This window comes from Rhodanobacter terrae (assembly GCF_042657005.1).
Taxonomy (GTDB): domain Bacteria; phylum Pseudomonadota; class Gammaproteobacteria; order Xanthomonadales; family Rhodanobacteraceae; genus Rhodanobacter; species Rhodanobacter terrae.
Genome location: NZ_JBHSNG010000007.1, coordinates 163,160 through 188,960, shown reverse-complemented (window position 1 = coordinate 188,960; position 25,801 = coordinate 163,160). Strand labels below are relative to the sequence as shown.

The window sequence follows — 25,801 nt, the reverse complement described above, 5'->3', positions numbered from 1 at the left end:
GTCGTTTGGGGTCAACCTGGATCTAGCGAGAACGCGTCGGCATCCATCCATGCCGGGAAGCGTTCGCGGTGCGCCAGCAGCGGAGCGGGATCGAGTGCGAGCGTCACCACTTGTTCCTGTGCCCCAAGCTCGATCAGTGGCTCGCCGACCGGGTCGATCACCGCGCTGTCGCCGGCATAGGGAATGTCGTTGCCGTCCACGCCGACCCGGTTCACCCCGATCACGTAGCTGAGGTTCTCGATCGCGCGGGCGCGCAGCAGCGTGCGCCACGGCTGCCGGCGCGGCGCCGGCCAGTTCGCCACGAACAAGGCCAGGTCGTAATCCATGCCGCCGCTGGCGGAAGCGAGCCGGCGATTGCGCAGCCACACCGGAAAGCGCAGGTCGTAGCAGACCTGCGGCAGGATCCGCCATCCCTTCAGCTCCACGATCAGCCGCTCGTTGCCGCCGCCGTAACGGGTATGTTCGCCGGCCATGCGGAACAGGTGACGTTTGTCGTACTGGGCAAAGCCGCCGTCCGGCTGCACCCACAGCAAACGGTTGTAGACGATGCCGTTCTCGCGGATCGCCAGGCTGCCGCAGATTACCGCGCGCATCTCGATCGCCAGTGCGCGCAGCCACGCCACGCCTTCGCCGTCCATCGTTCCGGCGCTGGCGTGGGTGTCGTTGCTGAAACCGGACAGGAAGGTTTCGGGCAGCACGATCAGATCGCTGCCCGCTGTCTGGCGCACCAGGGCGCCGTAGTACTCGCGGTTGGCCGGCGCGTCGTGCCAGCGGGTGGCGCCCTGCACCAATGAAATCTTTAGTGCATGCATGATCAGAGCCGGCATAGCCGCTCCGCTGCCGCATCCATCGTGGCATCGCTCTTGGCGAAGCACAGCCGCAGCAGGCGTGTACCCGGTGCGTTCTCGTAGAACGGCGTCAACGGGATCGCCGCCACGCCGCCGTGCTGCACCAGCCACTTGCTGAAAGCGAGATCGTCCTCGTCACGGATCGCCGAATAATCGACCAGCTGGAAATAGCCGCCCGGCACGTCGAGCAGCTTGAAGCGCGACGGTTGCAGCAGGCGGCGGAAGCGATCGCGCTTGGCCTGGTAGAACGCCGGCAGGTCCAGACAGTGCTCGGGGTTGCTGGCCATGAATTCGCCGAACGCCACCTGCGCCGGATGGAACGTGCAGAACGTGAGGTATTGATGCACCTTGCGGAACTCGGCCGACAACGCGGCCGGCGCCACCGCGTAGCCGACCTTCCAGCCGGTGCAGTGATAGGTCTTGCCGAACGAGGAGACCACGATGCTGCGCTCGGCCAGTTCCGGATGGCGCAACACGCTCTCGTGTTGCGCGCCGTCGTACACGATGTGTTCGTAGACCTCGTCGGACAGCACCACGATGCCGGTGTCGCGCACGATCGCGGCCAGCTCCTCCAGGTCGGCCGAGGACAGCACGGCGCCGGACGGATTGTGCGGGCTGTTGATCAGGATCATCCGCGTCTTCGGCGTCACCGCGCCGCGCACGCGCTGCCAGTCGACCGCGAACGCCGGCACGGTCAGCGGAACATGCACGGCGCGGGCGCCCTGCAGCTCGATCGCCGGCTCGTAGCAGTCGTAGGCCGGATCGAACACGATCACTTCCTCGCCCGCGCGCACCACCGCGGCAATCGCCGCGAAGATCGCTTCGGTGGCGCCGGACGTGACGGTAATGTCGGTGTCGACGTTGAGCTGGCGGCCGTACAGCTGCCCCACTTTCAACACGATCTGTTCGCGCAGGGCCGCCGTGCCGTGCATCGGTGCGTACTGGTTGCGGCCTTCGTTCATGGCGCGGCTCAACGCGTCGCGCAGCCCTTGCGGCGGTTCGAAATCGGGAAAGCCCTGCCCCAGGTTGACCGCCTTGTGCTCCAGCGCCAGCTGGCTCATCACGCTGAAGATGGTGGTACCGACTTTCGGCAGCTTGGTTTCGATCATCGTCATTCGGCCGTTTGGATGTCCATAAAGGCGCAAGCGTAGCGTATCGGCGATGCGGCGCGCATCACGGCCGTCCATCACGATCGCGCATCACGGCTTGGGCAGGTCGTTCAGCGGACGCTGCTTGCACTGCTCGTGCTTCAGCAGCGTGGTGGCCGGCAACCGCTCGGCCAGGAAATCGACCAGCGCGCGCACGCCTGGCAGCATGCCGCGCCGGCTGGGATAGACGAAGTGCATGGTGCCCTCGGGCACGCTCCATTCCGGCAGCACCACTTCGAGTTCGCCGCGGGTGATCGCCGGCGCGCAGACGAACTCCGGAAGCAGGGCCACACCCATGCCGCGACGGGCCGACTCCAGCAGCACGGCAAAGTCGCCAGTGATCAGGCGCGCATGCACCTCCACGTTGACCTGCGTACCGCTAGCGTCGATCAGCTCCCACACCTGCGCGCCCTCATGCTCGCGCATCGACAGCGCCGGCAGCTTCGCCAGTTCGTCCGGCCGGGTCGGCCGCCCCTGCGTATTCAACAACGCCGGACTGGCCACCAGCTTGGTACGCGACTGGCCGAACGTGCGGACCACCAGGTTCGCGTCGGTGTCCAGCTTGTTGCGCACGCGAATCGCCAGATCGTAGCCCTCACCGATCACGTCGACCCGGCGATCGCCCGACAGCAACCGCACCTGCATCTTCGGGTACAGCGCCATAAAATCCGGCAGCAAATACGCCAGCACCGTCTGCGCCAGCGACACCGGACAACTGAGGCGCACCATGCCGCGCGGTTCGGCACGCAACTCGTCCACCGCATCCTGCGCCGCCTGCGCTTCTTCCAGCACCGCACGGCAATGCGCATAGAAACGTTCGCCGACTTCGGTCACCACGAAACGCCGGGTGGTCCGCTGCAACAGGCGCACGCCCAGCCGTTCCTCGAGCTGGGCCACCCGTTTGCTCAGTCGCGATTTGGGCACACCCAGGGCTCGACCCGCAGCGGAAAACCCGCCGTGCTCGACCACTGCGGCAAAGAAGTACAAGTCATTGAGGTCCTGCAAGGCTCCGCTCAATACTGTCATTATTGTTTCCTATAAAGAACGATAAGTCCGAATATGCCAGACTTATCGCCACATTGTTCCAAATATATCCTGTTTGCATCGCCGGTCCGCCGGCCCGACCAGGAACCTCATCATGAAACTGTTGCATATCGATTCCAGCGCGCTGGGTGGTTACTCGGTTTCGCGCCAGCTGACCGCCGACATCGTAGCTGAGCTCCAGCGCAATACACCGGCCACCACCGTCCAGTACCACGACCTGGCGGCCCAGCCGCTGCCACACTGGACGCCGGCGACCGATGCCGGTGATCCCTCCGCTGTACTGGGTAACCAGATGCTGGAGGAATTCCTCGCCGCCGACGTGGTGGTGATTGGCGCGCCGATGTACAACTTCGCCATCTCCAGCCAGCTCAAGGCATGGATCGATCGCATCCTGGTCGCCGGCAAGACTTTCCGCTACACGACGAACGGGCCCGAGGGGCTGGCCGGCGGCAAGCGAGTGATCATCGCCTCCAGCCGCGGCGGTTTCTACGGCAAGGATACGGCCGCTGCAGCGATGGACTTCCAGGAACCTTACCTGCGCGCCGCACTCGCTTTCATCGGCATCAGCAACGTGGAATTCGTGCGGGCCGAAGGCATTGCAGTCGGCGATGAGCAGAAGGTACAGGCGCTGAAATCGGCTCGCAGCACCATCGATACATTGATAGCCAAGGCCGCCTGATCCAAATCGCCCGCAAACGCCTTCCTCATTCGTGGAAGAGCGCACCCGCGATTGATCACCGGGAATCGAGCTACGACGAAGGCCAGCCAGGGTGCTGGCCTTTTTCGTTGGTAAGTGCGGCGGCGGTTGCTCGAAACCGCCGGCACAAGCTCGTACGGCGCAGATGCTCGCCTGAGGGAACCTCGAAAAACCGTGATCTGTAGGTCGCCCCATAGGCCATCAGTCATGTTGCGAAATCGCATGCCGCCTATTGACGGATCAAAACTCGGTGTTATAGTTCACTACAACACCACTTAACGAGTTCACCAAGGAGGCCTGTCATGAAAGCGCTCAACCTGATCTCCAGCGTCGCCGCCGTCCTCTTCACCTTCGCCAGCCTGAGTGTCGTCAATTACAACGTCGACGTTCAGCCAGAAATGGGCAGCAAGATCAGCGCGACCAAAGTCATCGAACTGGCACCGGTCAACGTCCGTCCCAGCGCCGCCGAATTGCGCGCCGCTGCCTTGCTGGCGGATGTCGACATCAGCGCCATCGCGACGATCCCGTCGATGAACCACAACGACGGAACCGGCGCGTCCGAGCCGCTCAGCCTGCTCGGGTCGCCCTTGGCCATGCCCTACTATTCGTTCGGCAACAGCAAGTTCGGCCGTATCAGCAAGGAATAAAACATGACCATTACCTGGAACGACAGCGTCCCGATCTATCGCCAGCTGCAGCAACGCGTGGTGGCGATGATCCTGGACGGCGCCTTGAATGAGGGCGACCCGCTGCCGTCGGTACGCCAGGTGGCAGCGGATTATCAGATCAATCCGCTGACGGTATCGAAGGCGTACCAGGAACTGGTCGACGAACAACTGGTTGAAAAAAGGAGGGGTCTGGGCATGTTCGTCATCGAAGGCGCTCGTGAGGCGCTGCTGAAATCCGAACGCGAGCGGTTTCTGCGAGAAGAATGGCCCGTGCTGTTCGCACGGCTTCAACGGCTGGGGCTGGACCTGAAGACGCTGCTGCGCGAGGCCCACGCCGACAAGGATCCGACCAACAAGGAGGAGCAATCATGAGCGCGGTGATCACGGCCAGCGGCCTGACCAAGCGATACAAGTCGGCGCTGGCGCTGGACAACGTCAGCTTCCAGATCGCGCCCGGCCGCATCGTCGGCCTGATCGGCCCCAACGGCGCCGGCAAGACCACCGCGCTGAAGGCGATCCTGGGGCTCACCAATTTCACCGGCGACCTCAACGTGCTGGGTTTCGACCCGCGCAAGCAGCGCGACAAGCTGATGGGCGACGTGTGCTTCATCGCCGATGTGGCGGTACTGCCGCGCTGGATCCGCGTGCACGAAGTGGTCGATTTCGTCGCCAACGTGCATCCGCGCTTCGATCGCGCCAAGTGCGAGGCATTCCTGACGCGCACCAAGCTCACGCCCAACCAGCGCGTGCGGCAGATGTCCAAGGGCATGATCGTGCAACTGCACCTGGCGCTGGTGATGGCGATCGACGCCAAGCTGCTGATCCTGGACGAACCCACCCTGGGCCTGGACATCCTGTACCGCAAGCAGTTCTACCAGAACCTGCTGGAGGACTACTTCGACGAGAACAAGACGATCATCGTGACGACGCACCAGGTCGAGGAAGTCGAGCACATCCTCACCGACCTGATGTTCATCCGCGACGGCAAGATCGTGCTGGATGCCGACATGGACGCGGTCGGGGAGCGTTTCATCGAGGTGATGGTCAACGCCGACAACGCAGCCACCGCCCGCGCGCTGAAGCCGCTCGATGAGCGGCAGGTGTTCGGCAAGAGCATCTTCCTGTTCGACGGCGTCGAACGCGCGAAGCTGGAGGCCTTGGGCGAGATCCGCCGGCCTTCCGTCAGTGACCTGTTCGTCGCCACCATGAAAGGGACGTACGCATGAAAACCTTCTACTGGCTTCTTAAACGCGAGATGTGGGAACACCGAGGCGGCTTCTTCTGGGCGCCCATCATCACCGGCGGCGTGTTCCTGCTGCTGAACCTGATGGGCATCATTGCCGGCGAGGTGATGGGTGGTCATTTCGATGGCCGTACGAACTTCATCGGCAACAACATGCACCTGCTTAATCAGGCAATGGACCAGCAGTCCATGGACAAGGTAGGCGCAGGCCTGGACATGTTGATGTATTCGCCAACCATGATCATCGGCATGGTGCTGGGCTTCGTAGTGTTCTTCTACTGTCTCGGCGCGCTGTATGACGATCGCCGTGATCGCAGCCTGCTGTTCTGGAAATCACTGCCGATCTCGGACACCACCACCGTGCTGTCGAAGGTGGTGACGGCGACGATCGTCGCTCCGTTCATCGCCGTGATCGTCGGCACCCTGACCGGCATCGTGCTCTTGCTGATGTATGCCATCACGTTGTCTCTCCATGGTGTGGGCGTGTGGCATCTGCTGACCCTGGCGCATCCGCTGCAGGTCATCGCCAACCTGATCGGCTCGATTCCGCTGTATCTGTTGTGGGCGCTGCCTAGCGTAGGTTGGTTGATGCTGTGCTCCGCCTGGGCCCGCAGCAAGCCGTTCTTGTGGGCGGTGGCGCTGCCGATAGCAACCGGCATCGTGATTGGCTGGTTCAAGCTGATTGGCACGGTGGAGATATCGACGAGCTGGTTCTGGCGCGACGTGCTGGTGCGCATCCTGCTCAGCGTGTTTCCCGGCAGCTGGTATTCCCAGGTACCGAATCTGGGCGGCAATGGCCCTGCGGAGATGCTGTCCATGCTGAACGTGGTCAATACCTACTCGGTCCTCGCCACACCAAACATCTGGATCGGTATTGCAGCGGCAACGGCCATGCTCGCCGGTGCCATCTGGTTCCGCCGCTGGCGCGACGACAGCTGATTTCCAGTCGAATTCGAGATAAGGAGAACACTCATGAAGCCCGTTACTCTCAATGGACTCGCGTTGATCCTGCTGCTGCCGCTGGCCGCTTGCAGCCAGTCCAGGCAGGCCGACTCCCAGCCGGGTGTCGCCGCCGATAACGTGACCCAGGCGACGAAGGACGCCAACGAAAAAACCTCTCCGTCGATGATTTCCGGAGAAATCCGGCAAACGATCCAGGAGGCTAAGCAGGAGTTGGCCAGCAAGAACATCGACGTGGACAGCGTCCATATCGGCGATAACCGGTCCAGGGACAAGGACTCGCGTTCTAAGGCCCAGATCACCCCGCAGGGCGAATTGCTGATCGAGGGCAAGAAGGTGACAGCCACGCCGGCACAACACGCACTGCTGCTCGACTATCGCGAACAGGTCGTCGGTATCGCCGAAGCCGGCATGGACATCGGCGCACAAGGCGCCGACCTGGGCGTCAACGCGGCCAAGGAAGCGCTGTGGGGCGCGCTCACCGGCAAAAGCGACAAGGCCATCGAAACGGCCATCAAACCGCAAACCGACAAGATCCAGGCCGCCGCCGCCCAGCTGTGCCGTCGACTGCCCGACCTGCTCTCCACGCAGCAGAAACTGGCCGCAGCGATGCCCGAGTTCAGGCCGTACGCGACCATGCAGCAAAAGGACGTCGATGATTGCGGCAAGGACATGAAGGACAAAGACGGCAAGAAAGGCTTCGCCGTGTTCTCCGATTGACTCCCTGTAGGAGCCCGCTTGCGGGCGATGCTGTTGCTTTGATCTCCCTATCCAACCCCATCCAGCCAACCATCAGAGCAACAGCATCGCCCGCGAGCGGGCTCCTACAACAGCAAACCTTGGGGTCAGCCGTGGATGCCGCCGCGGGTCAGGGCCATCGGGTCGAGCAGCTTCTTCAGTTCATCCTTCGAAAGTCCGGTGGTCTCCAGCGCCACTTCCATGATCGGCCGGTGCTGCTTGTATGCCAGCTTGGCAGTGGCCGCGCCCTTCTCGTAACCGATCACCGGATTCAACGCGGTGACCAGGATCGGGTTCATCGCCAGCGCCTGATCGACTCTTGCCTTGTTGACCTTGAAACCGGCGATCGCCTTGTCGGCCAGCAGTGCGCTGACGTTGGCCAGGATGGCGATCGACTGCAGCAGGTTGTGCGCGATCAGCGGCAGCATCACGTTGAGCTGGAAGTTGCCGGACTGGCCGGCGATGGTGATCGACGCGTCGTTGCCGATCACCTGCGCGGCCACCATGGCGGTCGCCTCTGGAATCACCGGGTTGACCTTGCCCGGCATGATCGACGAACCCGGTTGCAGCGCCGGCAGCTCGATCTCGCCCAGGCCGGCCAGTGGGCCGGAATTCATCCAGCGCAGATCGTTGGCGATCTTCATCAGAGCCACCGCCAGCGTCTTCAGCTGGCCGGACAGCTCCACTGCCGCATCCTGCGACGCCATCCCCTCGAAATAGTTTTCCGCCGACTCGAACTTCACACCGGTGAGCTTTTTCAACTGCAGCGCCACCGCCGGACCGAATTTCGGATCGGCGTTGATGCCGGTGCCGACGGCGGTGCCGCCTTGCGGCAATCGGCGCATCCGCTTCAGCGCATCCTCGATGCGTGCGATCGCCGAGGCGATCTGTGCCGCCCAGCCGGACAACTCCTGCCCGAAAGTGATCGGCATCGCATCCATCAGATGCGTGCGGCCGGTCTTGGGAGTATTCCTCAGCTCGCGGGTGCGCTTGTCTATCGTCTTCTTCAGATGCTTCAGCGCCGGCAACAGCTGCTCGCTGGTGGTGAGCGTGGCACTGACGTGGATCGCGGTGGGGATCACGTCGTTCGAGCTCTGGCCGTAATTGACGTGGTCGTTCGGGTGCACCTTGATGCCGCCCTTCACCGCCAGATGCGCGATTACCTCGTTCGCATTCATGTTCGTGCTGGTCCCCGAACCGGTCTGGAAGATGTCGATCGGGAACTGCGCGTCGTACCGGCCGTCCGCCACCGCCAGCGCCGCCTTGCGGATCGCGGCAGCCTGGTTTTTTTTCAGATGGCCCATCGCCAGGTTGACCTCGGCCGCGGCCGCCTTGATCAGCCCCAGCGCGCGGATGAACTGACGCGGCAGGTGCAGGCCCGAGATCGGGAAATTGTCGATCGCACGCTGGGTCTGCGCACCATACAACGCGTCCGCAGGTACCTGCAATTCACCCATGCTGTCGTGCTCGGTGCGAAAACCACTCATGATCAGATCCTCGGAGAAAACAGCTTAACTATAGGCGCCGCCTGCAAGTGGCGCGACAACTCCCACCGCAACAGCCGCTTGTAGGAGCCTGCTCGCGGGCGATGCTTCTGCTTTAAATCTTCCGAGCATCAAAACAAAAGTATCGCCCGCGAGCGGGCTCCTACAAAAACCAATGGCAGCCGTGGTTCGAACCCGGACCGGGGCCGAAGCCATGTAAAATGCCGCTTTCCCCGCTGCCGGACCCGCCGATGACCTCCCACGCCCTGATCGCCCTGTCGCCACTGGACGGCCGCTACGCCGGCAAGATCGAAGCGCTGCGCCCGATCTTCAGCGAGTACGGCCTGATGCATCGCCGTGTGCAGGTGGAAATCGAATGGCTGCTGGCGCTGGCCGCCGATCCGAAGATCGCCGAGCTGCCCGCCTTCGGCACGGGCCAGATCAAGATACTGAAGGCCATAGCGGAGAACTTCAGCGTGGCCGATGGCGAACGGATCAAGGCGATCGAGGCGACCACCAATCACGACGTGAAGGCGGTCGAGTATTTCATCAAGGAAAAGATCGGTGCCGACGCCAGCCTGGCCCAGGCCAAGGAATTCGTGCACTTCGCCTGCACCAGCGAGGACATCAACAATCTGTCCTACGCACTGATGCTGCGCGATGCGCGTGAACAGGTGCTGCTGCCGCAGTTGGACGCCGTGATTGCTCAGCTGCGCGAGCTGGCACACGCCAACGCCGCACTGCCGCTGCTGTCGCGCACGCATGGCCAGACCGCGTCGCCCAGCACCCTGGGCAAGGAAATCGCCAACGTGGTGGCGCGCCTGCAGCGCCAGCGCAGGCAGCTCGCCGCGGTGGAGATTTCCGGCAAGATCAACGGCGCGGTCGGCAACTACAACGCCCACGCCATCACCTATCCGGAAGTGGACTGGCGCGCGTTCTCGCAGCGCTTCGTGGAAAGCCTCGGGCTCGGCTACAACGCCTATACCACCCAGATCGAGCCGCACGACGGCATCGCCGAATACTGCGACGCCGTGCGCCGCGCCAACATCATCCTGATCGATTTGGCCCGCGACATCTGGGGCTACATCTCGCTGGGCTACTTCAAGCAGACATTGAAGGCCGGCGAGGTGGGTTCATCGACCATGCCGCACAAGGTCAATCCGATCGACTTCGAAAATGCCGAAGGCAACTTCGGCCTCGCCAACGCCTTGCTCGGCCACTTTGCCGACAAGCTGCCGATCAGCCGCTGGCAGCGCGACCTCACCGACTCCACCGTGCTGCGCGCGCTGGGCACTGCGTTCGGCCACAGCCTGGTAGCGCTGGAATCGCTGAAGAAAGGCCTGGGCAAACTCAACGTCAACGCCGAGCGCATCGCCGCCGACCTAGACGCCAGCTGGGAAGTGCTGGCCGAAGCCGTGCAGACGGTCATGCGCCGCTACGGCCTGCCCGAGCCGTACGAACAGCTGAAGGCGCTGACCCGTGGCCACGGCATCACCAGGGATTCGATGCGCGAATTCATCGGCGGCCTCGACCTGCCGGCCGATGCGAAGCAGCGCCTGCTCGACCTGACACCCGGCGGCTACATCGGCCTGGCCGAGGCGCTGGCGAAGGACATCTGAGCAGTTGCCCGCCTGGAGCAAGCCGACCCGGCAGCGAGGAAACGTGTATTCGCCGACCGTACGATTCACTCCTTGCCCGGGCTTGCGGGCATCGACCTCGGGGGAAGCCTCGTACCTGGGCGATTCATTCACTCTCGCGTGGGACTCATGAAACAAATCGCGGCAGTCCTGCTCCTCCTGCTGGCGTCGACTTCCGCCCGGTCGGTTCAAAATTGCTCCGTAACGGAGCGAGATCTCATCGGTGCGTGGAGTAGCAGCGGCGGCTCCGGATTCTTCCAGGAATTCTCGCTAGAGAAAGTCGCCGACTCGCGCACATTCAATTCCTGGCTTCACGAGAGCCCCGAGCTGTCGAATGCCACTTGGAAGCTCGAGAGCTGCCAGCTGACCGTTACGCCGCAGCATGGAGAATTCGATCCATTCCGGTTCAAGGTTCTCGGCCTCAAAAATGGCAAGCTGCGCTTATATGACGAGTCGGATCGCATCGAATCGGTCTACGTGCGCTTGCCAAGTGAACCCTAACGATTCAGGCGGACAACGGCGCCCCCGTCGTGCCGGGCAGCGCCTGCGCCAGCCATAGCCCGAACACCTCGCGATCAGATCGTGCCGGCCCGGCACACGGGCCGCCGCATCCGTCTCGTACACCGGAAACATCATGTCGCAACACCATCAGAGCCCTCGATGCCGCAAGGGAGGAAAGTCTCCGATACGCAAACGGCCGACATCTCGCGAGGCCGGCCGTTTGCTGGGTTGCTCCGTTTTACGCGGCTTTCTTGGTCAACCCTCGGCCTCCAGCGCCGCCCGCACTGCCGGCCGCTCCGCCGCGCGTTTCTGGAAAGCCAGCAACGCCGGGAAGCCGGACAGGTCCAGCTCGACGGGCTTCGCCCAGTTGGTCACGGTGAACAGGTAGGCATCGGCCACGGTGAAATGTTCGCCCAGCAGCCACGGCTGCTTTGCCAGAACACCTTCCAGCAACGCGTAGCGTTTGCGCAGGTATTCCTTGCGCTCCTGCCTGACTTCCGCCGGCGTTTCCGGCTTGAACAGCGGGCTGTAGGTCTTGTGAAGTTCGGAGTTGATGTAGCCGAGCATCTCCTGCAGACGGTAGCGCGCCAGCGTGCCGTTGGCCGGCGCGAGGCCGCTCGCGGGCTTGAGGTCGGCCAGGTATTGCACGATCGCCGTGCCTTCGGTCAGCAGCTCGCCGTTGTCAAGCACCAGGGCCGGCACATAGCCTTTCGGGTTGACCTGCCAGAAATCCGCGCCGGACTCGGTGCGCTTGGCCTTGCCGTCGACCTTTTCCAGCGGCAGGTCGATGCCGGCTTCCAGCGCTACGATGTGCGGCGAGAGCGAGCAGGCGCCGGGGGAGTAATAGAGCTTCATGCATTTCTCCGTGAGTAGGGATGTCGGGAAGAACCATCAGCGCTGGCGGCAACGACTGGCTATGCCCCCGCGGTGAGGAGCGCATGTTAGCCATACATGGTTACTGATCGATACCATGTAACTCCAAGTTAGCGCAAAATGCGGTATCTCGGTGGTTACCGGAATCAGCAAGGACGGACGTCGATGGGCTTGCCTGTACGCAAAAGCAAAGTTGCCGCTCCGCCGGCCTGCCCGCTCACCGAATGCCTTGCGCTGCTGCGCGGGGCCTGGGCGGCCAACGTCATCTGGTACCTGAGCGCCGAGCCACGCCGTTTCGGCGAATTGCGCCACGACATCCCGCGCATCTCCGCACGCGTGCTGAGCGCACGGCTGCGCGAGCTGGAATCGCGCGGGCTGGTGACGCGGCGGGTGCTGGACACCTCGCCGCCATCGGCCGAATACGCCCTCACCCTTCTCGGCCGCGAACTGCTGCCCGCCATCCAGGCCATCACCAACGTGGGCCAGAAGTTGATCGCGGAATGGGAAACGCGCACCCCGGCCGTGCCGATCCGAGCCGCGCGTGCAGCGGTGAAGTGAGCGAGCCGGTCGCCGGAAGCGCGGCGACCGACACCTCGCAGCTGACTCAGATTTCGTCCGACCCTTCGTTGACACCTTCGAACAGGAACGTCGACAGATAACGCTCGCCGGTGTCCGGCAGCATCGCCAGCAGCACCGAGCCTTGCGGCGCATCGGCGGCCACCTGCAGTGCCGCGGCCAGGGTGGCGCCGGAGGAGATGCCAGTGAAGATGCCTTCCCGCTGCGCCAGCTGGCGCGACGTATCGCGGGCCAGCACGTCGTCGATCAGCACGAACTGATCGGCCACCTTGCGGTTGAGCACGCCCGGCACGAAGTCCGGCGTCCAACCCTGGATCTTGTGCGGCTGCCATTCCTTGCCGGACAACAGGCCTGCACCGGCCGGCTCGCTGGCGATGATCCGCACTTCCGGACGCGCCACCTTCAGCACCTCGCCCACGCCGGTCAGAGTGCCGCCGGTACCCCATCCGGTGACGAAGTAGTCCAGCCGGCGGCCGGCGAAGTCGCGCAGGATCTCCGGCGCGGTGGTCTGCCGGTGGTATGCCGGGTTCGCTGGATTCTCGAATTGATTGGCGAGGAACCAGCCATGCTGCCGCGCCAGTTCCGCCGCCTTGCGCACCATGCCGGTGCCGCGCTCGGCCGCCGCCGTCAGCAGCACCTTGCCGCCGTAGGCCCGGATCAGCTTGCGCCGCTCGATGGAGAAGGTTTCGGTCATCACCGCCACGAACGGGTAGCCGCGCGCCGCGCATACCGCCGCCAACGCCACGCCGGTGTTGCCCGAGGTGGCCTCGATCACGGTCTGCCCTGGTTTCAGCGTGCCGCGCTGTTCGGCGTCGAGGATGATCGCCAGGGCAAGTCGATCCTTCACCGAACCGGCGGGATTGAATGCCTCCACTTTCACGTAGAGTTCGACGTGCTTCGGCGCGAGGCGATGGAGCTTGACGATCGGCGTGTTGCCGATGGTGTCGAGGATGCTGTCGTAGATCATGGAAACGCTCCGGCAGAAACTTGAGAGAGAAACCGTCGCACGATCATGCTACGGCTCAGGTGAAGATTTTCGTCAGGCGCGGTGAACCGCCGCCAATGCATTGGTGCGGATCGGCCTAGCCACGTTCGGGACAGGGATCTCGTGCACCGTGGCCCCCAGCGGCGGCTGTCCGAACCAGGCCAGCGACACAGCGAGCGCCGCCACTTCGCCCAGGATCAGCAAGGCCGGCGAGCGCACCGCGTGGAGCGCCGCGCGCTCGGCCAGATTGGCCAGGGTGCCGGTGATCACCCGCTGCTCCGGGCGCGAACCGTTCTCGATCAGCGCAAACGGGGTCGACGGCGCACGGCCGTGTTCGATCAGCCGCGCGCGCAGCTCGGCCAGCTCGGCCACACCCATGTACACCGCCAGCGTCTGCCGCTCCTGCGCCAGCGCAGCCCAGTCCAGGGTGTCGCGGGAAGACTGGCAGTGCGCGGTGACAAAACGCACCGACTGCGCATGGTCGCGATGGGTCAGCGGCACCCCGGCATAGGCCGCGCAGGCCACCGCAGCGGTGATACCCGGCACCACTTCGTACGGGATCCCGTGATCGCGCAGGAACTCGAGCTCTTCGCCGCCGCGGCCGAACACGAACGGATCGCCGCCCTTCAGCCGCACGACCCGCCGCCCGGCTCGGGCATGCTGCAGCAGCAAGGCATGGATGCCGTCCTGGGTGGTGTGGTGATGACCGGCCTGTTTGCCGACCTCGATGCGTTCGGCATCGCGGCGTGCCAGATCGAGCACCTCGGCGCTGACCAGCCGGTCATGCAGGATCACGTCGGCCTCGTTCAACGCGCGCAGCGCACGCAAGGTCAGCAGGCCGGGATCGCCGGGGCCTGCGCCCACCAGCACCACCGACCCTGTCGATGCCGCCGGCGCGGCGGCCAGAGCCTGTTCCGCCGCCTGCCGCGCCTGCTCCGGCCGACCCTGACGAAGCAGGGTCGCCACCGGTCCGGCGAACAGGCCTTCGTAGAAACGCCGGCGCGCGGCGAGGTCGGGATGGCGCAGGCGAATGCGCCGGCGCAGGCGCGCCGCCAGCGTGGCCAGCGCGCCCAGCGAATGATCGAGCAGCGTCTCCAGCCGCTCGCGCAGCAACCGCGCCAGCATCGGCGCTTCGCCGCCGCTCGATATCGCGATGGTCAGCGGCGCCCGGTCCACCACCGCCGGCACATGGAAACTCGACAAGGCCGCATCGTCGACCACATTGACGAAGATCCGGCGCAGCCCGGCAAAGGTGGCGATCACCCGGTTCAATTCGACGTCCGAGGTTGCCGCCACCACCAGCCAGACCCGGTCCAGCCAGCTCTCCTGGAACGCATCGCGGCGATGGGCGATGCGTCCCGCCGCTACCCAGCGCTGCAACTGCGGCGTGAGCGTGGGCGCATTCACGGTCACCTGTGCCTGCGCGCCGAGCAAGGCGGCGATCTTGCGTTCGGCCACCGCCCCGCCGCCCACGACCAGCACGGCGCGGCGGGACAGATCGGCGAACAAGGGATAGAGCTTCATTCGGACGGAACCGCTTCGCATGCACGAGGATGAGGCCACGCTACGCAGCGCACTCCACCCACGCAAATGATTTGCATCGCCATACATATGCCATCGCGTTATGAACCGCCCGGAACGACACAATCCTTGACCTTATGACCAAATGGACGTATAGACGTCTGATCATGATCGACAATATCCACCTCGACGAACGACCGCATGGCCACCTTTCGGCCCTCCACACGCATGCGCAAGGCATGATTCCGGTTCGTATCATGCGATGTATCCGTGTTCCGCTCGCGCCTCAATCCAACGACTCCGACCGTTCACGAGCCCATCGCCATGACGTTGATCCAGTTACGCTATCTCGTTGCCATCGCCGACTCCGGCCTCAACATCACGCTGGCCGCCGAACGCGTCCACGCCACCCAGCCCGGCCTCAGCAAGCAGCTTCGGCAACTTGAGGACGAGCTGGGTTTCCAGCTGTTCGTGCGCAAGGGCAAGAGTCTCGACTCGGTAACCCAGGCCGGGCGGCACGTGCTGGAGCGCGCCCGCACGATCCTCGCCGAGGCCGCCAACATCCGTTCGATCGCCGCCAACCTGCGCAACGATGCGCGCGGCGAACTGCGCATCGCCACCACACATACGCAGGCCCGTTTCGCCCTGCCCGCCGCCATTGGCGCATTGAGCGTGCTCTATCCGCAGGTCAGCGTGCACCTGCAGCCGAGCCGCGACGCGGAAGTGCTGGCCCAGCTGGAAGCCGGCCGGGTCGACCTCGCGGTGATCAGCACCGCCGGCGCGCCACCAGGTACCGGCATCGCGCTGCCGGCCTACCGCTGGCACCGGGTGATCGTCGCACCGCAAGGGCATCCGCTGACGAGCAGCGGCCAGCCGCCTTCCCTCGATCAGCTGGCGGCGCTGCCGCTGGTCAGCTACGAATCCTCGCTGAAGGCCGAATCTTCGCTGCGCCGGGCGTTCGAGGCCGCCGATCTGAAGCCGCATATCGTGATGACCGCCGGCGATGCCGACCTGATCAAGACCTATGTGCGTGCCGGCCTGGGCATCGGCGTACTGGCCGAAATGGCCATGCTCGACAGCGACACCGACCTGGACACGCTGCCGGCCGACCATCTGTTTCCCCAGTGCACGACCTGGATCGTGCTGCGCCGGGAAAGCGTGTTGCGTGAATACGTGCTGGAGTTCATCGCCCAGTTCGCACCGCATCTGGACCGCCGCGACGTGGTGCGCGCCATGGCCGTCGATGCGGCACCGCCCGAGTGGTCGGCAGTGCCGCACTGGCGCGAACGGCCGACCGTTCCGCTGCCCGACGCGGCCTGAGTTTCGCGTAGGAGCGCACCTTGTGCGCGAATGCCTTCCGCTGCGTGACGAAGTGCATCGCGCACAAGGTGCGCTCCTACATGAAACCGCGCTACCTCAGCCTTCGATCAAACCCTTGTTGCGCAACAGCGCCAGCACCTGGCGGGCCAGCGCGGCCGGCTCGGCGGCATTGCCGTCGATGCGAAGCTCCGGCTGTTCGGGTGCTTCGTAGGGATCGCTGATGCCGGTGAACTGGGTGATCTTGCCGGCACGCGCCTGTGCGTAGAGCCCCTTGCGGTCGCGCGCTTCGCATATCTCCAGCGTGGTGGCGACATGGATCTCGACGAAGTCGCCATGGGCCTCGACCAGCGCGCGGGATTCCGCGCGGGCATCGGCATACGGGGCGATCGGCGCGCACACCGCGATGCCGCCGTGACGCACGATCTCGCTGGCGACGTAGCCGATGCGGGTGACGTTGGCGGCGCGATCCTCACGCGAGAAACCCAGGCCGCGCGACAGGTGCTTGCGTACCTCGTCGCCGTCCAGCACGGTCACCGACCGGCTGGTGTGCTCCAGCAGCTGCGCGATCACCGCCTGCGCGATGGTCGACTTGCCGGCGCCGGACAGACCGGTGAAGAACAGTGCGAATCCGCGCGGCGCATGCACCGGGTGGCGCTCGCGCAGGATCTTCACCACGTCGGGGAAACTGAACCACGCCGGGATTTCGCTGCCCTCGTGCAAGTGCTTGCGCAACTGCGTGCCGGAGATATCGCGCACTTCGTCGTCGTCGGTGACCTCGGTCGATGGCAGATAGCTGTCCCGATTGGCCGCGTAGACCATCGCCGGGAACGGCACGATCCGGATGCCCAGTTCGGCCTGATGCTGCTCCAGCAGCGTCTGCGCGTCGAACGGTCCGTAGAACGGCTGCCCGCTGGAATCCTTGCCGGGACCGGCGTGATCGCGCCCGACGATGAAATGGCTCGCGCCGTAGTTCTTGCGGATGATCGCGTGCCACAACGCCTCGCGCGGACCGCCCATGCGCATCGCCAGCGGCAGCAGCGACAGCTTCACGCTGTCGGCGGGATAGTGCGGCAGCAGCGCACGGATGCAGCGCACGCGAGTGTAGTGGTCGACGTCGCCCGGCTTGGTGCGGCCCACCGAAGGCTGTATCAGCAGTTTCGCGCCGACCTGCTGCGCCGCGCGCTGAGTCAACTCGCGGTGCGCGCGGTGCATCGGGTTACGCGTCTGGAACGCCACGATGCGGCTCCAGCCGTTCGCCGCAAACCATTCGCGCAGGCTGCGCGGCGTATCGCGCAGCTCGCCGAAGTCGTAGTGCGCGGGAGGCTGGATACCGCGCACGCGGCCACCCAACGCCACCGGCTTGGTGCGATCGAGCAACTCGGCCACACCCGGATGCAGGCGGTCGGTGCTGCCGAATACCTGCTTCGCTTCATGCAGGCGATCGGGCCAGTAGATGTCCTGCACTTCGAGCACCGCCAGCGGTACGCCCTGGCTGTCGCGCAGCGCCACTTCGCTGCCGCTGCTCAGCTTGGCGGCGAAGTCCTCGCTCACGTCCAGCGTGATCGGGATCGGCCACAGCGTGCCGTCGGCGAGGCGCAGCTCTTCCACCACGCGATCGTAGTCGCGGCGTCCCAGGAAGCCTTCCAGCGGCGAGAACGCGCCGCTCAGCAGCAGCTCCAGATCGCATAGCTGGCGCGTGTCCAGATCCACGCCGGGCAACTGCGCGCTGCGCTGTTTCAGTGCTTCCGCTTCGGCGTGCGGCAGGTACAGCTCCTTCAGCACACCGCCGTGCGGGGCGACCAACACGTCGTCGAGAACAATATCGGGGCTGGTGGCAAGCGCGGTGTGACTCATGGTGTCGGGTCCGATCGGTACGGGTTGATTGAAGTTGAACGCGCCATCGCGATGGCGACGGCTGGCGAGTTACGCGATGCTGTGCAGTCCGCACTCGCGTTTGAGTCCGAAAAAGCGGGTGTCCTCGGCGTCCATGCCCGGCTCCCAGCGATGGCTGGTATGGACGTCGCCGATCGATACGTAGCCCTGGCTCCACAACGGGTGGTACGGCAAACCATGGCGCGCGAGGTAGTGACCGACGTCGCGATCGGTCCAGTCGGCCAGCGGGTGGAACTTCCAGCGACCGTTGCGATGCTCGGCAAAGTCGATCGTCGCACGGCTGCGCGACTGCCCTCGGCGCAAGCCGGCGAACCAGCCGGCGGCTTGCAGCTCGGCCAGCGCGCGCTGCATCGGCTCGACCTTGCGCAGTTGGTTGTAGCGATCCAGGCCGGCCACGCCCTGCTCCCAGAGCCGCCCATGCCGCGCCTCCATCCAGGCGCGGCTGAGCGGCGAGCGGTAGACCTTGAGGTTCAGCGCCAGCCGTTCGGTCAGCTCGTCGACGAATTGGTAGGTTTCGGGGAACAGGTAGCCGGTGTCGATCAGCACCACCGGCATCCGCGGCTGCTGCCGCGTGACCAGGTGCAGCGACACCGCCGCCTGCGCGCCGAAACTGGACGACAGCACGTGATCGCCGCCGATGTGTTCCAGCGCCCACGCCACACGCTGCTCGGCGGTGAGGCGCGCCAGCGCGACATTCAGTTCGGCCAGGGCCTGCGGTTCGTGAGGCGCCTGCTCGACCAGCACGGCATTCATGCCACCACCTCGACTGGAATACGCCGCGAGGGCGCCGGCGTGAGGATGCCGGCGCGCACCAGAAAATCGCCGAAGCCTTCGCACTCGCCACGCTCGGCCGCGTAGCGCGCGAACAGCGGAGCCAGCGTGTCCAGGATCGTCGCCTCGTCCACGTTTTCGCGATGCACCTGGTTCAGCCGCTGGCCGACGAAGTCGGCGCCGAGTCGCAGGTCATAACGCCCCGGTCCGCGCCCGACCAGAGCGATCTCGCCCAGGTAAGGCCGCGAGCAGCCGTTGGGGCAGCCGGACAGGCGCAGCAGGATCGGCGCGTCGGCGAGGCCGTGGCGCGCCAGCAGCGCTTCCAGTTTCGGCAGCAGCGCCGGCAGGTAGCGCTCGCTCTCCGCCATGGCCAGGCCGCAGGTAGGCAGCGCGACGCAGGCGATCGCGTGGCGACGAATGCCGCTCTGCTTCGCATAAACGTCCAGACCGTATTCGCGGACGATGGCGTCGATGCGGGGGCGCTCATGAGCGGCGACGTTCGCCACGATCACGTTCTGGTTGCAGGTCAACCGGAAGTCGCCGGCATGCACTTGCGCAAGCTCGCGCAGGCCGCTGAGCCAGCGACGCTCGCCCACGTCGGCCAGCCGGCCGGATTCGATATGCAAGGTGAGATGCCAGTGGCCGTCGTGGCCCTCGACCCAGCCGTAACGATCGCCGTTGTGTTCGAAGCGGTAGTCGCGCGCCGGCGCCAGCGCGTAGCCCAGGCGCGACTCCAGCTCCACCTTGAACGCGTCCAGGCCGCGATGGTCCAGCGTGTATTTCAATCGCGCATGCTTGCGCTCGACACGGTCGCCCCAGTCGCGCTGCACGCCGATCACCGCCTCGGCCACGCCGAACAGCTGCTCCGGCGTGGCGAAGCCGATCACGCTGGCCAGCCGCGGATAGGTGGTGGCGTCGCCGTGACTGGCACCCATGCCGCCGCCGATGGCGATATTGAAGCCCCGCAGCACGCCGTGCTCGACGATGGCGATCAGGCCCAGGTCCTGCGCGAACACATCGATGTCGTTGAGCGGAGGGATCGCCAAGCCGATCTTGAACTTGCGCGGCAGGTAGGTGGCGCCGTACAGCGGCTCGCGCTCTCCGACAGCCGGCTCTTCGACAGCCGGCTCTTCGACAGCAGCCTCCTCGCCAACCAGCTGTTCGCCGTCCAGCCATATCTCGTGGTACGCCCGCGTCTTCGGCGCCAGTTCGGTGGACAGCCGCGTGGCCCAGGCGTAGGCCTCGGCGTGCGCGGACGATTCGATCGGATTGGCCGTACTCACCACGTTGCGCACCACGTCGCCGCAGGAGGCGATGGTGGTCGCCAGTGCATCGTGGATCGCCGCGATGGTCGGCTTGAGCTTGCGCTTGATGATGCCGTGCCACTGGAACGTCTGCCGCGTGGTGATGCGCAGCGAACCGCTGGCGTAGTCGCGGGCGATGCGGTCGAACACCAGCCATTGCGCCGGCGTCACCACGCCGCTGGGCAGGCGCGCGCGCAGCATGAAGGCATAGGCTGGCTCGAGTTTCTGCCGGCGGCGCTCCTCGCGCAGGTCGCGGTCGTCCTGCTGGTAGCTGCCGTGGAACTTCAGCAGCTTGGTGTCGTCGTCGGCGATCGCGCCGGTGACCGTATCGGCCAGCCCTTCGACGATGCCGCCACGCAGGAAACGGCTGGCGGCCTTGATCTGTTCAAGATGCGAGAGTTCCGTAGTCATGTCAGTACACGTCGCGGGCGTAGCGGCCCTGCTGCAGGAGTTCGGCGAGCCAGGCCTTCGCCTCGTCGGGCGACTGGTCGCCGTGGGTGGCGATCACGTCGATCAGCGCCGCGTGGACATCGCGGGCCATGTGCGTGGAATCGCCGCAGACGTAGATATGCGCACCGCCTTTCAACCAGGCATGCAGTTCCGCACCCCGCTCGCGCAGGCGCTGCTGGACATAAGTTTTATGGGCGGCGTCGCGCGAGAACGCCAGGTCGAGCCGGTGCAGCGAACCGTCCTTCAGCGCCTGCTGCCACTCCACCTGGTAGAGGAAGTCGCTGGCGAAGTGGCGGTTGCCGAAGAATAGCCAGTTGCGGCCCGTGGCGCCGCTCTCCCGGCGCTCCTGCACGAATGCCCGGAACGGCGCCACGCCGGTGCCCGGCCCGATCATGACGATGTCACGCGCACCATCGGCCGGCAGGCGGAAGCGCTCGTTCGGTTCGATGAAAATGGGCAGCTTGCCGTCCTCGTCGGTCGCGGCGAGCAAGCCGGAGGCGGCACCCCAATGGGTGCTGCCATATGTTTCGTATTCGACCACCGCAACCGTGAGGTGCACTTCCTCGCCCACGGCCTTGGGGCTGGAGGCGATCGAGTAGAGCCGCGGCGCCAATGGCCGCAGCGCGGCCACCAGCACCTCTGCGGGCCAGGTCGCCGGGTGGCGGCGCAGCAGGTCGATCGGCTGGTCGGCCGCCAGCAGCGCCGTGAACTCCGCGGAATGTTCCTTCTGCAGCACGCGCGTCAACCCGTCGTCGCCGCTGGCGGCGGCCAGTGCCGCCACGAAGGGTCGATTGAGCCGGGTGATCTCGCGCTCGCGCTCCAGCCATCGCCGCAATGCCAGCGTGCGGCCCTGGTGCGTGACTTCCTGCGCGCCGTCGAGCCGCAGCGCGTCCAGCCATTGGTCGACCAGCGCCGGCGGATTGCGCGGCCACACGCCCAATGCGTCGCCGGGCTCGTAGCGCAGCCCGGAACCTTCCAGCGACAACTCGATATGGCGCACGTCGCGTTCGCTGTCGCGCGCCACGATGCGCTGATTGGCCAGCACGGTGGCGGCGAACGGCTGCTCGCGCGAATGGCTGCTGCGGCTGGGCACGGCATGCAGCGGAGTGACCCGGGCGGACACGCCGGCCTGTTTCAGCAGTTCGCGCGCCTGCTCCAGCGTCTGTTCCGTCCAGGGCGCGGCCACCGCCTCGATCTCCACATCCGCCTCGCCCAGCGCGGCGAAACGGGTGCCGCCCAGCTCGGCCAGCCGGGCATCGAGCTGGCGGCCGATCACGCAAAATTGCGGGTAGCTCGAATCGCCCAGCCCCAGCACGGCGAACTGCAACGCCGGCAGCTTCGGCGCACGCTTGCCGGTGATGAACTCGAACAGGCCGCGGGCATCGTCCGGCGGCTCGCCGTCGCCCTGGGTGCTGATCACCAAGACCAGATGACGTTCCTGCGCCAGCTCGCGCTGCGGGTAGGCGTCGGCGCGCAGCAGCCGGACCGGCAGGCCGGCAGCCTCGCTGCGCCTGACCAGCTCCTCGGCGATGCGCTTCGCGTTGCCGGTCTGGCTTCCGTAGACGATGGTCAGCCGCTCGGCCGTTCTGCCCGCCACGGCCACGGCCGCTGGACCAATGCGTTGCGCCTGCGCCGCCTGAGCGGCGGCCCACGCGGCGACCCAGTACAGCTGCGCCGTGGTCAGCCCTTCCACGCCCCGGGTCAGCAGGGCGAGTTTTTCCGCGTCCAGGCTCACTGCGGGAAGGTTCGGCACGACGACAGAATTCACGATGGCTCCATTTGGACGTCTATACTTCTCGACGTCCAAATTATTTTTTAACCGTGCCCTTGGGAAAGGATGTGTCGGCATGTGCTTATGCCGAGGCCTTATTTCCGTGGGGACAGCTTGCTTCGGATACTCGGCACCATTCCGCACCGCGCACGGATGCCCCCATGCCGCCGCTCTCCGAATTCCTCACTTTCGCCGCCGTGGGCGCGCTCGCCCAGCTGGTCGACGGCGCGCTGGGCATGGCCTACGGCGTCGTCTCCGCCGCGATGCTGCTGGGGCTGGGCCTGCCACCGGCGGTGGCCAGCGCCAGCGTGCACTACGCCGAGACCTTCACCTGCGGCGCCTCCGGCCTCAGCCATCTGGCAGCCGGCAATGTGCGCCGGCAGCTGTTCTGGGCGCTCGTTCTTCCGGGCGTGCTCGGTGCGGTGATCGGTGCCTACGTGGTCAGCCATGTCCCGGCCATGTGGATGCGGCTGGCCCTGACGCCCTACCTGCTGGGCATGGGCCTGTTCCTGCTGCTGCGCGGGACCCGGCTCAAGAGCCGCCATGACGACAGCGTTCCGCGCGCCACCCACCCACTGGGATTGATCGCCGGCTTCGCCGACGCGGTGGCCGGTGGCGGCTGGAGCGCCGTGACCGTCACCACCCTGGTGGCTCGCGGCGCCACGCCACGCACCGTGATCGGCACGGTGCACCTGGCCAAATGCGTGGTCAGCGCCGCCGCCAGCGTCAGCTTCCTGCTGCATGTCGGCGCCACCCACGGCACGGCGGTACTGGGCCTGATCGCCGGCGGTGTGGCCGCCGCTCCGCTGGGCGCGTTGTTTGCCCGGCACCTGCCGGCCCGGGCAGCGACGCTGCTGGCCGCCACCGCCGTGCTGGCGCTGGGGCTCAACAATGTCATGAAGGTACTGCACTGACATCGAGCCCGCCCGCGACCGCTACAATGCGCCGATGACCCAACCCACCCCCTATCCGATCGAAGTCAGCGGCTCGTTGAAGCAACCGCTGGGCATGTCGCCCGCCCGGTTCCTGCGCGACTACTGGCAGAAACGGCCGTTGCTGATCCGCCACGCCTTCCCCGATTTCCAGCCGCCATTGCAGCCGGATGACCTGGCGGGACTGGCCTGCGAGGAAGGCGCCCTGGCCCGTCTGATCGTGCATGACGAGAAACGCGGCCGCTGGCACGTCAATTCCGGCCCGCTGAACGAAGCGGACTTCGCGAAAACGCCCAGCACCCACTGGACCTTGCTGGTACAGGACGTCGACAAGTGGGACGCGGATGTCGCCGCATTGCTGCAGCACTTCGACTTTCTGCCCAGCTGGCGCGTCGATGACGTGATGGTCTCCTACGCCGAACCGGGCGGCGGCGTCGGCGCGCATGTCGACCAGTACGACGTCTTTCTGCTGCAAGGCCTGGGCCAGCGCCACTGGGCGATCAGCGATGACTTGATGGCACCGAAGGAATTCCGTCACGACGTCGAACTGAAGCAGCTCGCCCAGTTCGAGCCGACCCACGAGTGGCTGCTGGAACCGGGCGACATGCTGTACCTGCCGCCTGGCGTGCCGCACGACGGCGTCGCCTTCGGCGGTCCGTGCATGACATTCTCGATCGGCATGCGCGCGCCCTCGCAGGCCGAGCTGACCGGCGACCTGGCCGACCATATCGCCGAGCATCTGCCGGAAGAGCTTCGCTATACCGACCCCGACCTGAAGCCGGCCAGGGCGGCCGGCGAGATCGACCGCGCCGCGATCGATCGCCTGAAGACCACGCTGCCGTTCGCCGCCGCGCTGAACGACGACATGCTGCGCGACTGGTTCGGCTGCTTCATCACCCGCTATCGCAACGCCCAGGTACCGGCACCACTGGAAAAGCCGCTGAGCGATGCCGCTTTGGCCAGGCAACTCGATGCCGGCACGCAGCTGCTGCGCCATCCGTGGTCGCGGCTGGCCTGGAGCCGCGGCAAATCCGGCTGCACGCTGTATGCCAGCGGCCAGGCCTATCCGGCCACACCCGCACTGGCGCAGCAGCTTTGCGGGCAGCGCGTGCTCGGCCTCGGCGGCAAACCGACCGCCGCCGAACGTGCGCTGCTGCTGGCGCTGATCAATGATGGCCATCTCCTGCCGAGAAAATCCCGCCGCCGATGAAGCTGCAGCACTTCCGCCTCGAAGTTGCCGATTGGTCACGCGAAGACCAGCGCGCAGCCCTGCTCGATCTGCGTGGCACCGTGTTCGTCCAGGAGCAGGCCGTGCCCGAGCAACGCGAGCGGGACGGTCTCGATGTCGACTGCTGGCACGTACTGGCGCGCGACGACGCCGGCCGGCCGATCGGCTGCGGCCGGCTCACCCCGGCGCACAAGATCGGCCGCATGGCGGTGCTGCGGGAATGGCGCGGCCAGGGCGTCGGCCTGGCACTGCTGCACGAACTGATCGCACACGCCCGCGCGCAGGGCTGGCCTGAAGTGGCGCTGGATGCCCAGGTCGACGCGATCGGCTTCTACGAACGCGAAGGTTTCATCGCGTATGGCGCGGAATTCGAGGATGCCGGGCTGGTGCATCGGGCGATGCGCCTGAGCCTGACCAAGGCCGCCGGTGAAGAGCCCTTGCTGCGCGACATCGGCGCGCTGCCCGCCGGCTCGCGCAGCGAAACCGCCGCGGCGCGGCTGCAGCTGCTGGGCGAGACGCGCCATCAGCTGTCCATTTACGTGCCGCTGCTCGGCAACGACAGCTACGCCGGCGCGGAAGAACTGGCCGAGTTGCGGCGCATCGCGATCTCCGGCCGCGGCGCGAAGATCCACATCCTGCTGCACGACCCCGCGGCGGCCTTGCGCAACGACCATCGCCTGGTCGCGCTGGCGCAGCGCCTGTCCAGCGCGATCCAGATCCGCACGCCGCTGGAGGAAGCCGACCTGGCCTATGTCTCGGCCTATCTGCTCAACGACGCCGGCGGTTACCTGTTCCTGCCCGAGGCGGATCGCCCGCAAGGCCGCGCCGCCCTTCGCGATCGGGCGAACCAGGCACCGCTGCAGCAGCATTTCGATGAAGTGTGGGAGCGCGCCGAACGCGCCAGCATTCTGCAGGCGCTGGGTATCTAGCTGCCATGTCGGATTCGGCTGAACACACGCTGGCCCAGATTTTCCCGCTGCCGGTCGCCAACGGTCTCGGCAATCACGTGAAACCGCTGCCCGCGGCGAAAAATCGCCGGGCCATCCTCACGAATCCATGCCGGCAGCCCGTTTTCGACGCTTTGCAGGTTGCCGCGTCGCAGCAAGCAAAGGCTAAGCAAGCAAAGGTTATAATTGTCCGGATTCTCCCCAGTCATCCACTTGAAGGGCCTGTCGGGCTTGAATACCGACAGAAAACCGCGACTTCAAG

24 protein-coding genes are annotated in these 25,801 nt (G+C 65.6%); 13 read left to right on the top strand and 11 right to left on the bottom strand.

Features of this window, described 5'->3' with window-relative positions; translation table 11 throughout:
• Positions 1 to 11: 11 nt before the first annotated feature.
• The 3 genes from ACFPPB_RS09415 to ACFPPB_RS09405 form a co-directional block, all read right to left on the bottom strand.
• The gene (locus tag ACFPPB_RS09415) at positions 12 to 812 is read right to left on the bottom strand and encodes an amidohydrolase (protein ID WP_377326504.1); all 801 of its coding nucleotides are present in this window, start codon (positions 810 to 812) and stop codon (positions 12 to 14) included.
• A gap of 2 nt (positions 813 to 814) precedes the next feature.
• Positions 815 to 1,957: a pyridoxal phosphate-dependent aminotransferase gene (locus tag ACFPPB_RS09410; RefSeq protein ID WP_377326503.1), complete on the bottom strand. Its 1,143-nt coding sequence runs from the start codon at positions 1,955 to 1,957 to the stop codon at positions 815 to 817.
• A 90-nt stretch (positions 1,958 to 2,047) separates the two neighbouring features.
• Positions 2,048 to 3,022, bottom strand: coding sequence for a LysR substrate-binding domain-containing protein (locus tag ACFPPB_RS09405; RefSeq protein ID WP_377326502.1), 975 nt, complete (start codon positions 3,020 to 3,022; stop codon positions 2,048 to 2,050).
• 112 nt (positions 3,023 to 3,134) lie between these two features.
• On the opposite strand from ACFPPB_RS09405, the gene ACFPPB_RS09400 reads away from it, so the two are divergent.
• The 6 genes from ACFPPB_RS09400 (at position 3,135) to ACFPPB_RS09375 (ending at position 7,328) form a co-directional block, all read left to right on the top strand.
• The gene (locus ACFPPB_RS09400) at positions 3,135 to 3,719 is read left to right on the top strand and encodes an FMN-dependent NADH-azoreductase (protein ID WP_377326501.1); all 585 of its coding nucleotides are present in this window, start codon (positions 3,135 to 3,137) and stop codon (positions 3,717 to 3,719) included.
• Between the two features lie 320 nt (positions 3,720 to 4,039).
• Positions 4,040 to 4,384 (top strand): hypothetical protein, encoded by a 345-nt coding sequence (locus ACFPPB_RS09395; RefSeq protein ID WP_377326500.1) that lies wholly within the window; start codon positions 4,040 to 4,042, stop codon positions 4,382 to 4,384.
• A gap of 3 nt (positions 4,385 to 4,387) precedes the next feature.
• Positions 4,388 to 4,777 (top strand): GntR family transcriptional regulator, encoded by a 390-nt coding sequence (locus tag ACFPPB_RS09390; RefSeq protein ID WP_377326499.1) that lies wholly within the window; start codon positions 4,388 to 4,390, stop codon positions 4,775 to 4,777.
• Entirely contained in the window at positions 4,774 to 5,631 is an 858-nt protein-coding gene (locus tag ACFPPB_RS09385; protein WP_377326498.1) for an ABC transporter ATP-binding protein, read from the top strand. The genes ACFPPB_RS09390 and ACFPPB_RS09385 overlap by 4 nt, the downstream gene beginning before the upstream one ends.
• On the top strand, positions 5,628 to 6,587 hold the full coding sequence (locus tag ACFPPB_RS09380; RefSeq protein ID WP_377326497.1) for a hypothetical protein: 960 nt from the start codon (positions 5,628 to 5,630) through the stop codon (positions 6,585 to 6,587). The genes ACFPPB_RS09385 and ACFPPB_RS09380 overlap by 4 nt, the downstream gene beginning before the upstream one ends.
• A gap of 33 nt (positions 6,588 to 6,620) precedes the next feature.
• The gene (locus ACFPPB_RS09375) at positions 6,621 to 7,328 is read left to right on the top strand and encodes a YggN family protein (protein WP_377326496.1); all 708 of its coding nucleotides are present in this window, start codon (positions 6,621 to 6,623) and stop codon (positions 7,326 to 7,328) included.
• Between the two features lie 125 nt (positions 7,329 to 7,453).
• Here ACFPPB_RS09375 and ACFPPB_RS09370 read toward each other — a convergent pair whose 3' ends face one another.
• Positions 7,454 to 8,833, bottom strand: coding sequence for a class II fumarate hydratase (locus ACFPPB_RS09370; protein WP_377326495.1), 1,380 nt, complete (start codon positions 8,831 to 8,833; stop codon positions 7,454 to 7,456).
• 248 nt (positions 8,834 to 9,081) lie between these two features.
• On the opposite strand from ACFPPB_RS09370, the gene purB reads away from it, so the two are divergent.
• A complete protein-coding gene (gene purB / locus ACFPPB_RS09365) occupies positions 9,082 to 10,449 on the top strand; it encodes an adenylosuccinate lyase (RefSeq protein ID WP_377326494.1) in 1,368 nt (455 codons plus the stop codon).
• 147 nt (positions 10,450 to 10,596) lie between these two features.
• Positions 10,597 to 10,968 carry a hypothetical protein gene (locus ACFPPB_RS09360; RefSeq protein WP_377326493.1) on the top strand — a complete coding sequence of 124 codons (372 nt, stop codon included), beginning with the start codon at positions 10,597 to 10,599 and terminating at the stop codon, positions 10,966 to 10,968.
• Positions 10,969 to 11,223: 255 nt separating this feature from the next.
• Here the strand turns inward: ACFPPB_RS09360 and gstA are convergent, their stop codons facing one another.
• Positions 11,224 to 11,823: a glutathione transferase GstA gene (gene gstA / locus ACFPPB_RS09355; RefSeq protein WP_377326492.1), complete on the bottom strand. Its 600-nt coding sequence runs from the start codon at positions 11,821 to 11,823 to the stop codon at positions 11,224 to 11,226.
• Between the two features lie 183 nt (positions 11,824 to 12,006).
• Here gstA and ACFPPB_RS09350 point away from each other — a divergent pair, with 183 nt between their 5' ends.
• Positions 12,007 to 12,399, top strand: a complete 393-nt coding sequence (locus ACFPPB_RS09350) for a winged helix-turn-helix transcriptional regulator (protein ID WP_377326491.1) — start codon at positions 12,007 to 12,009, stop codon at positions 12,397 to 12,399.
• A gap of 46 nt (positions 12,400 to 12,445) precedes the next feature.
• On the opposite strand, the gene cysK is transcribed toward ACFPPB_RS09350, so the two are convergent.
• Positions 12,446 to 13,384, bottom strand: coding sequence for a cysteine synthase A (gene cysK, locus ACFPPB_RS09345; RefSeq protein WP_377326490.1), 939 nt, complete (start codon positions 13,382 to 13,384; stop codon positions 12,446 to 12,448).
• A gap of 72 nt (positions 13,385 to 13,456) precedes the next feature.
• Positions 13,457 to 14,926: a siroheme synthase CysG gene (cysG, locus tag ACFPPB_RS09340; protein ID WP_377326489.1), complete on the bottom strand. Its 1,470-nt coding sequence runs from the start codon at positions 14,924 to 14,926 to the stop codon at positions 13,457 to 13,459.
• Positions 14,927 to 15,247: 321 nt separating this feature from the next.
• Here cysG and ACFPPB_RS09335 point away from each other — a divergent pair, with 321 nt between their 5' ends.
• Positions 15,248 to 16,243, top strand: coding sequence for a LysR substrate-binding domain-containing protein (locus ACFPPB_RS09335; protein WP_377326488.1), 996 nt, complete (start codon positions 15,248 to 15,250; stop codon positions 16,241 to 16,243).
• A gap of 96 nt (positions 16,244 to 16,339) precedes the next feature.
• Here the strand turns inward: ACFPPB_RS09335 and ACFPPB_RS09330 are convergent, their stop codons facing one another.
• From ACFPPB_RS09330 to ACFPPB_RS09315, 4 genes are all read right to left on the bottom strand, one after another.
• Complete coding sequence (locus ACFPPB_RS09330) at positions 16,340 to 18,097, bottom strand: bifunctional sulfate adenylyltransferase/adenylylsulfate kinase (RefSeq protein WP_377326487.1); 1,758 nt, start codon at positions 18,095 to 18,097, stop codon at positions 16,340 to 16,342.
• Positions 18,098 to 18,166: 69 nt separating this feature from the next.
• Positions 18,167 to 18,889, bottom strand: coding sequence for a phosphoadenylyl-sulfate reductase (locus ACFPPB_RS09325; protein ID WP_377326486.1), 723 nt, complete (start codon positions 18,887 to 18,889; stop codon positions 18,167 to 18,169).
• A complete protein-coding gene (gene cysI, locus ACFPPB_RS09320) occupies positions 18,886 to 20,622 on the bottom strand; it encodes an assimilatory sulfite reductase (NADPH) hemoprotein subunit (protein ID WP_377326485.1) in 1,737 nt (578 codons plus the stop codon). The genes ACFPPB_RS09325 and cysI overlap by 4 nt, the downstream gene beginning before the upstream one ends.
• A gap of 1 nt (position 20,623) precedes the next feature.
• Positions 20,624 to 22,429 (bottom strand): assimilatory sulfite reductase (NADPH) flavoprotein subunit, encoded by a 1,806-nt coding sequence (locus ACFPPB_RS09315; protein WP_377326484.1) that lies wholly within the window; start codon positions 22,427 to 22,429, stop codon positions 20,624 to 20,626.
• Positions 22,430 to 22,593: 164 nt separating this feature from the next.
• Here ACFPPB_RS09315 and ACFPPB_RS09310 point away from each other — a divergent pair, with 164 nt between their 5' ends.
• The 3 genes from ACFPPB_RS09310 to ACFPPB_RS09300 are packed head-to-tail and all read left to right on the top strand — an operon-like array spanning position 22,594 to position 25,521.
• The gene (locus ACFPPB_RS09310) at positions 22,594 to 23,346 is read left to right on the top strand and encodes a sulfite exporter TauE/SafE family protein (RefSeq protein ID WP_377326483.1); all 753 of its coding nucleotides are present in this window, start codon (positions 22,594 to 22,596) and stop codon (positions 23,344 to 23,346) included.
• A 34-nt stretch (positions 23,347 to 23,380) separates the two neighbouring features.
• The gene (locus ACFPPB_RS09305; protein WP_377326482.1) at positions 23,381 to 24,574 is read left to right on the top strand and encodes a JmjC domain-containing protein; all 1,194 of its coding nucleotides are present in this window, start codon (positions 23,381 to 23,383) and stop codon (positions 24,572 to 24,574) included.
• Positions 24,571 to 25,521: a GNAT family N-acetyltransferase gene (locus ACFPPB_RS09300; RefSeq protein WP_377326481.1), complete on the top strand. Its 951-nt coding sequence runs from the start codon at positions 24,571 to 24,573 to the stop codon at positions 25,519 to 25,521. Before ACFPPB_RS09305 ends, ACFPPB_RS09300 begins: the two co-directional genes overlap by 4 nt.
• Positions 25,522 to 25,801: the final 280 nt, after the last annotated feature.

Coding starts and splice junctions, on each gene's coding strand:
- ACFPPB_RS09415 (WP_377326504.1), bottom strand. CDS start 812: ATGCATGCACTAAAGATTTCATTGGTGCAGGGCGCCACCCGCTGGCAC.
- ACFPPB_RS09410 (WP_377326503.1), bottom strand. CDS start 1,957: ATGATCGAAACCAAGCTGCCGAAAGTCGGTACCACCATCTTCAGCGTG.
- ACFPPB_RS09405 (WP_377326502.1), bottom strand. CDS start 3,022: ATGACAGTATTGAGCGGAGCCTTGCAGGACCTCAATGACTTGTACTTC.
- ACFPPB_RS09400 (WP_377326501.1), top strand. CDS start 3,135: ATGAAACTGTTGCATATCGATTCCAGCGCGCTGGGTGGTTACTCGGTT.
- ACFPPB_RS09395 (WP_377326500.1), top strand. CDS start 4,040: ATGAAAGCGCTCAACCTGATCTCCAGCGTCGCCGCCGTCCTCTTCACC.
- ACFPPB_RS09390 (WP_377326499.1), top strand. CDS start 4,388: ATGACCATTACCTGGAACGACAGCGTCCCGATCTATCGCCAGCTGCAG.
- ACFPPB_RS09385 (WP_377326498.1), top strand. CDS start 4,774: ATGAGCGCGGTGATCACGGCCAGCGGCCTGACCAAGCGATACAAGTCG.
- ACFPPB_RS09380 (WP_377326497.1), top strand. CDS start 5,628: ATGAAAACCTTCTACTGGCTTCTTAAACGCGAGATGTGGGAACACCGA.
- ACFPPB_RS09375 (WP_377326496.1), top strand. CDS start 6,621: ATGAAGCCCGTTACTCTCAATGGACTCGCGTTGATCCTGCTGCTGCCG.
- ACFPPB_RS09370 (WP_377326495.1), bottom strand. CDS start 8,833: ATGAGTGGTTTTCGCACCGAGCACGACAGCATGGGTGAATTGCAGGTA.
- purB (WP_377326494.1), top strand. CDS start 9,082: ATGACCTCCCACGCCCTGATCGCCCTGTCGCCACTGGACGGCCGCTAC.
- ACFPPB_RS09360 (WP_377326493.1), top strand. CDS start 10,597: ATGAAACAAATCGCGGCAGTCCTGCTCCTCCTGCTGGCGTCGACTTCC.
- gstA (WP_377326492.1), bottom strand. CDS start 11,823: ATGAAGCTCTATTACTCCCCCGGCGCCTGCTCGCTCTCGCCGCACATC.
- ACFPPB_RS09350 (WP_377326491.1), top strand. CDS start 12,007: ATGGGCTTGCCTGTACGCAAAAGCAAAGTTGCCGCTCCGCCGGCCTGC.
- cysK (WP_377326490.1), bottom strand. CDS start 13,384: ATGATCTACGACAGCATCCTCGACACCATCGGCAACACGCCGATCGTC.
- cysG (WP_377326489.1), bottom strand. CDS start 14,926: ATGAAGCTCTATCCCTTGTTCGCCGATCTGTCCCGCCGCGCCGTGCTG.
- ACFPPB_RS09335 (WP_377326488.1), top strand. CDS start 15,248: ATGACGTTGATCCAGTTACGCTATCTCGTTGCCATCGCCGACTCCGGC.
- ACFPPB_RS09330 (WP_377326487.1), bottom strand. CDS start 18,097: ATGAGTCACACCGCGCTTGCCACCAGCCCCGATATTGTTCTCGACGAC.
- ACFPPB_RS09325 (WP_377326486.1), bottom strand. CDS start 18,889: ATGAATGCCGTGCTGGTCGAGCAGGCGCCTCACGAACCGCAGGCCCTG.
- cysI (WP_377326485.1), bottom strand. CDS start 20,622: ATGACTACGGAACTCTCGCATCTTGAACAGATCAAGGCCGCCAGCCGT.
- ACFPPB_RS09310 (WP_377326483.1), top strand. CDS start 22,594: ATGCCGCCGCTCTCCGAATTCCTCACTTTCGCCGCCGTGGGCGCGCTC.
- ACFPPB_RS09305 (WP_377326482.1), top strand. CDS start 23,381: ATGACCCAACCCACCCCCTATCCGATCGAAGTCAGCGGCTCGTTGAAG.
- ACFPPB_RS09300 (WP_377326481.1), top strand. CDS start 24,571: ATGAAGCTGCAGCACTTCCGCCTCGAAGTTGCCGATTGGTCACGCGAA.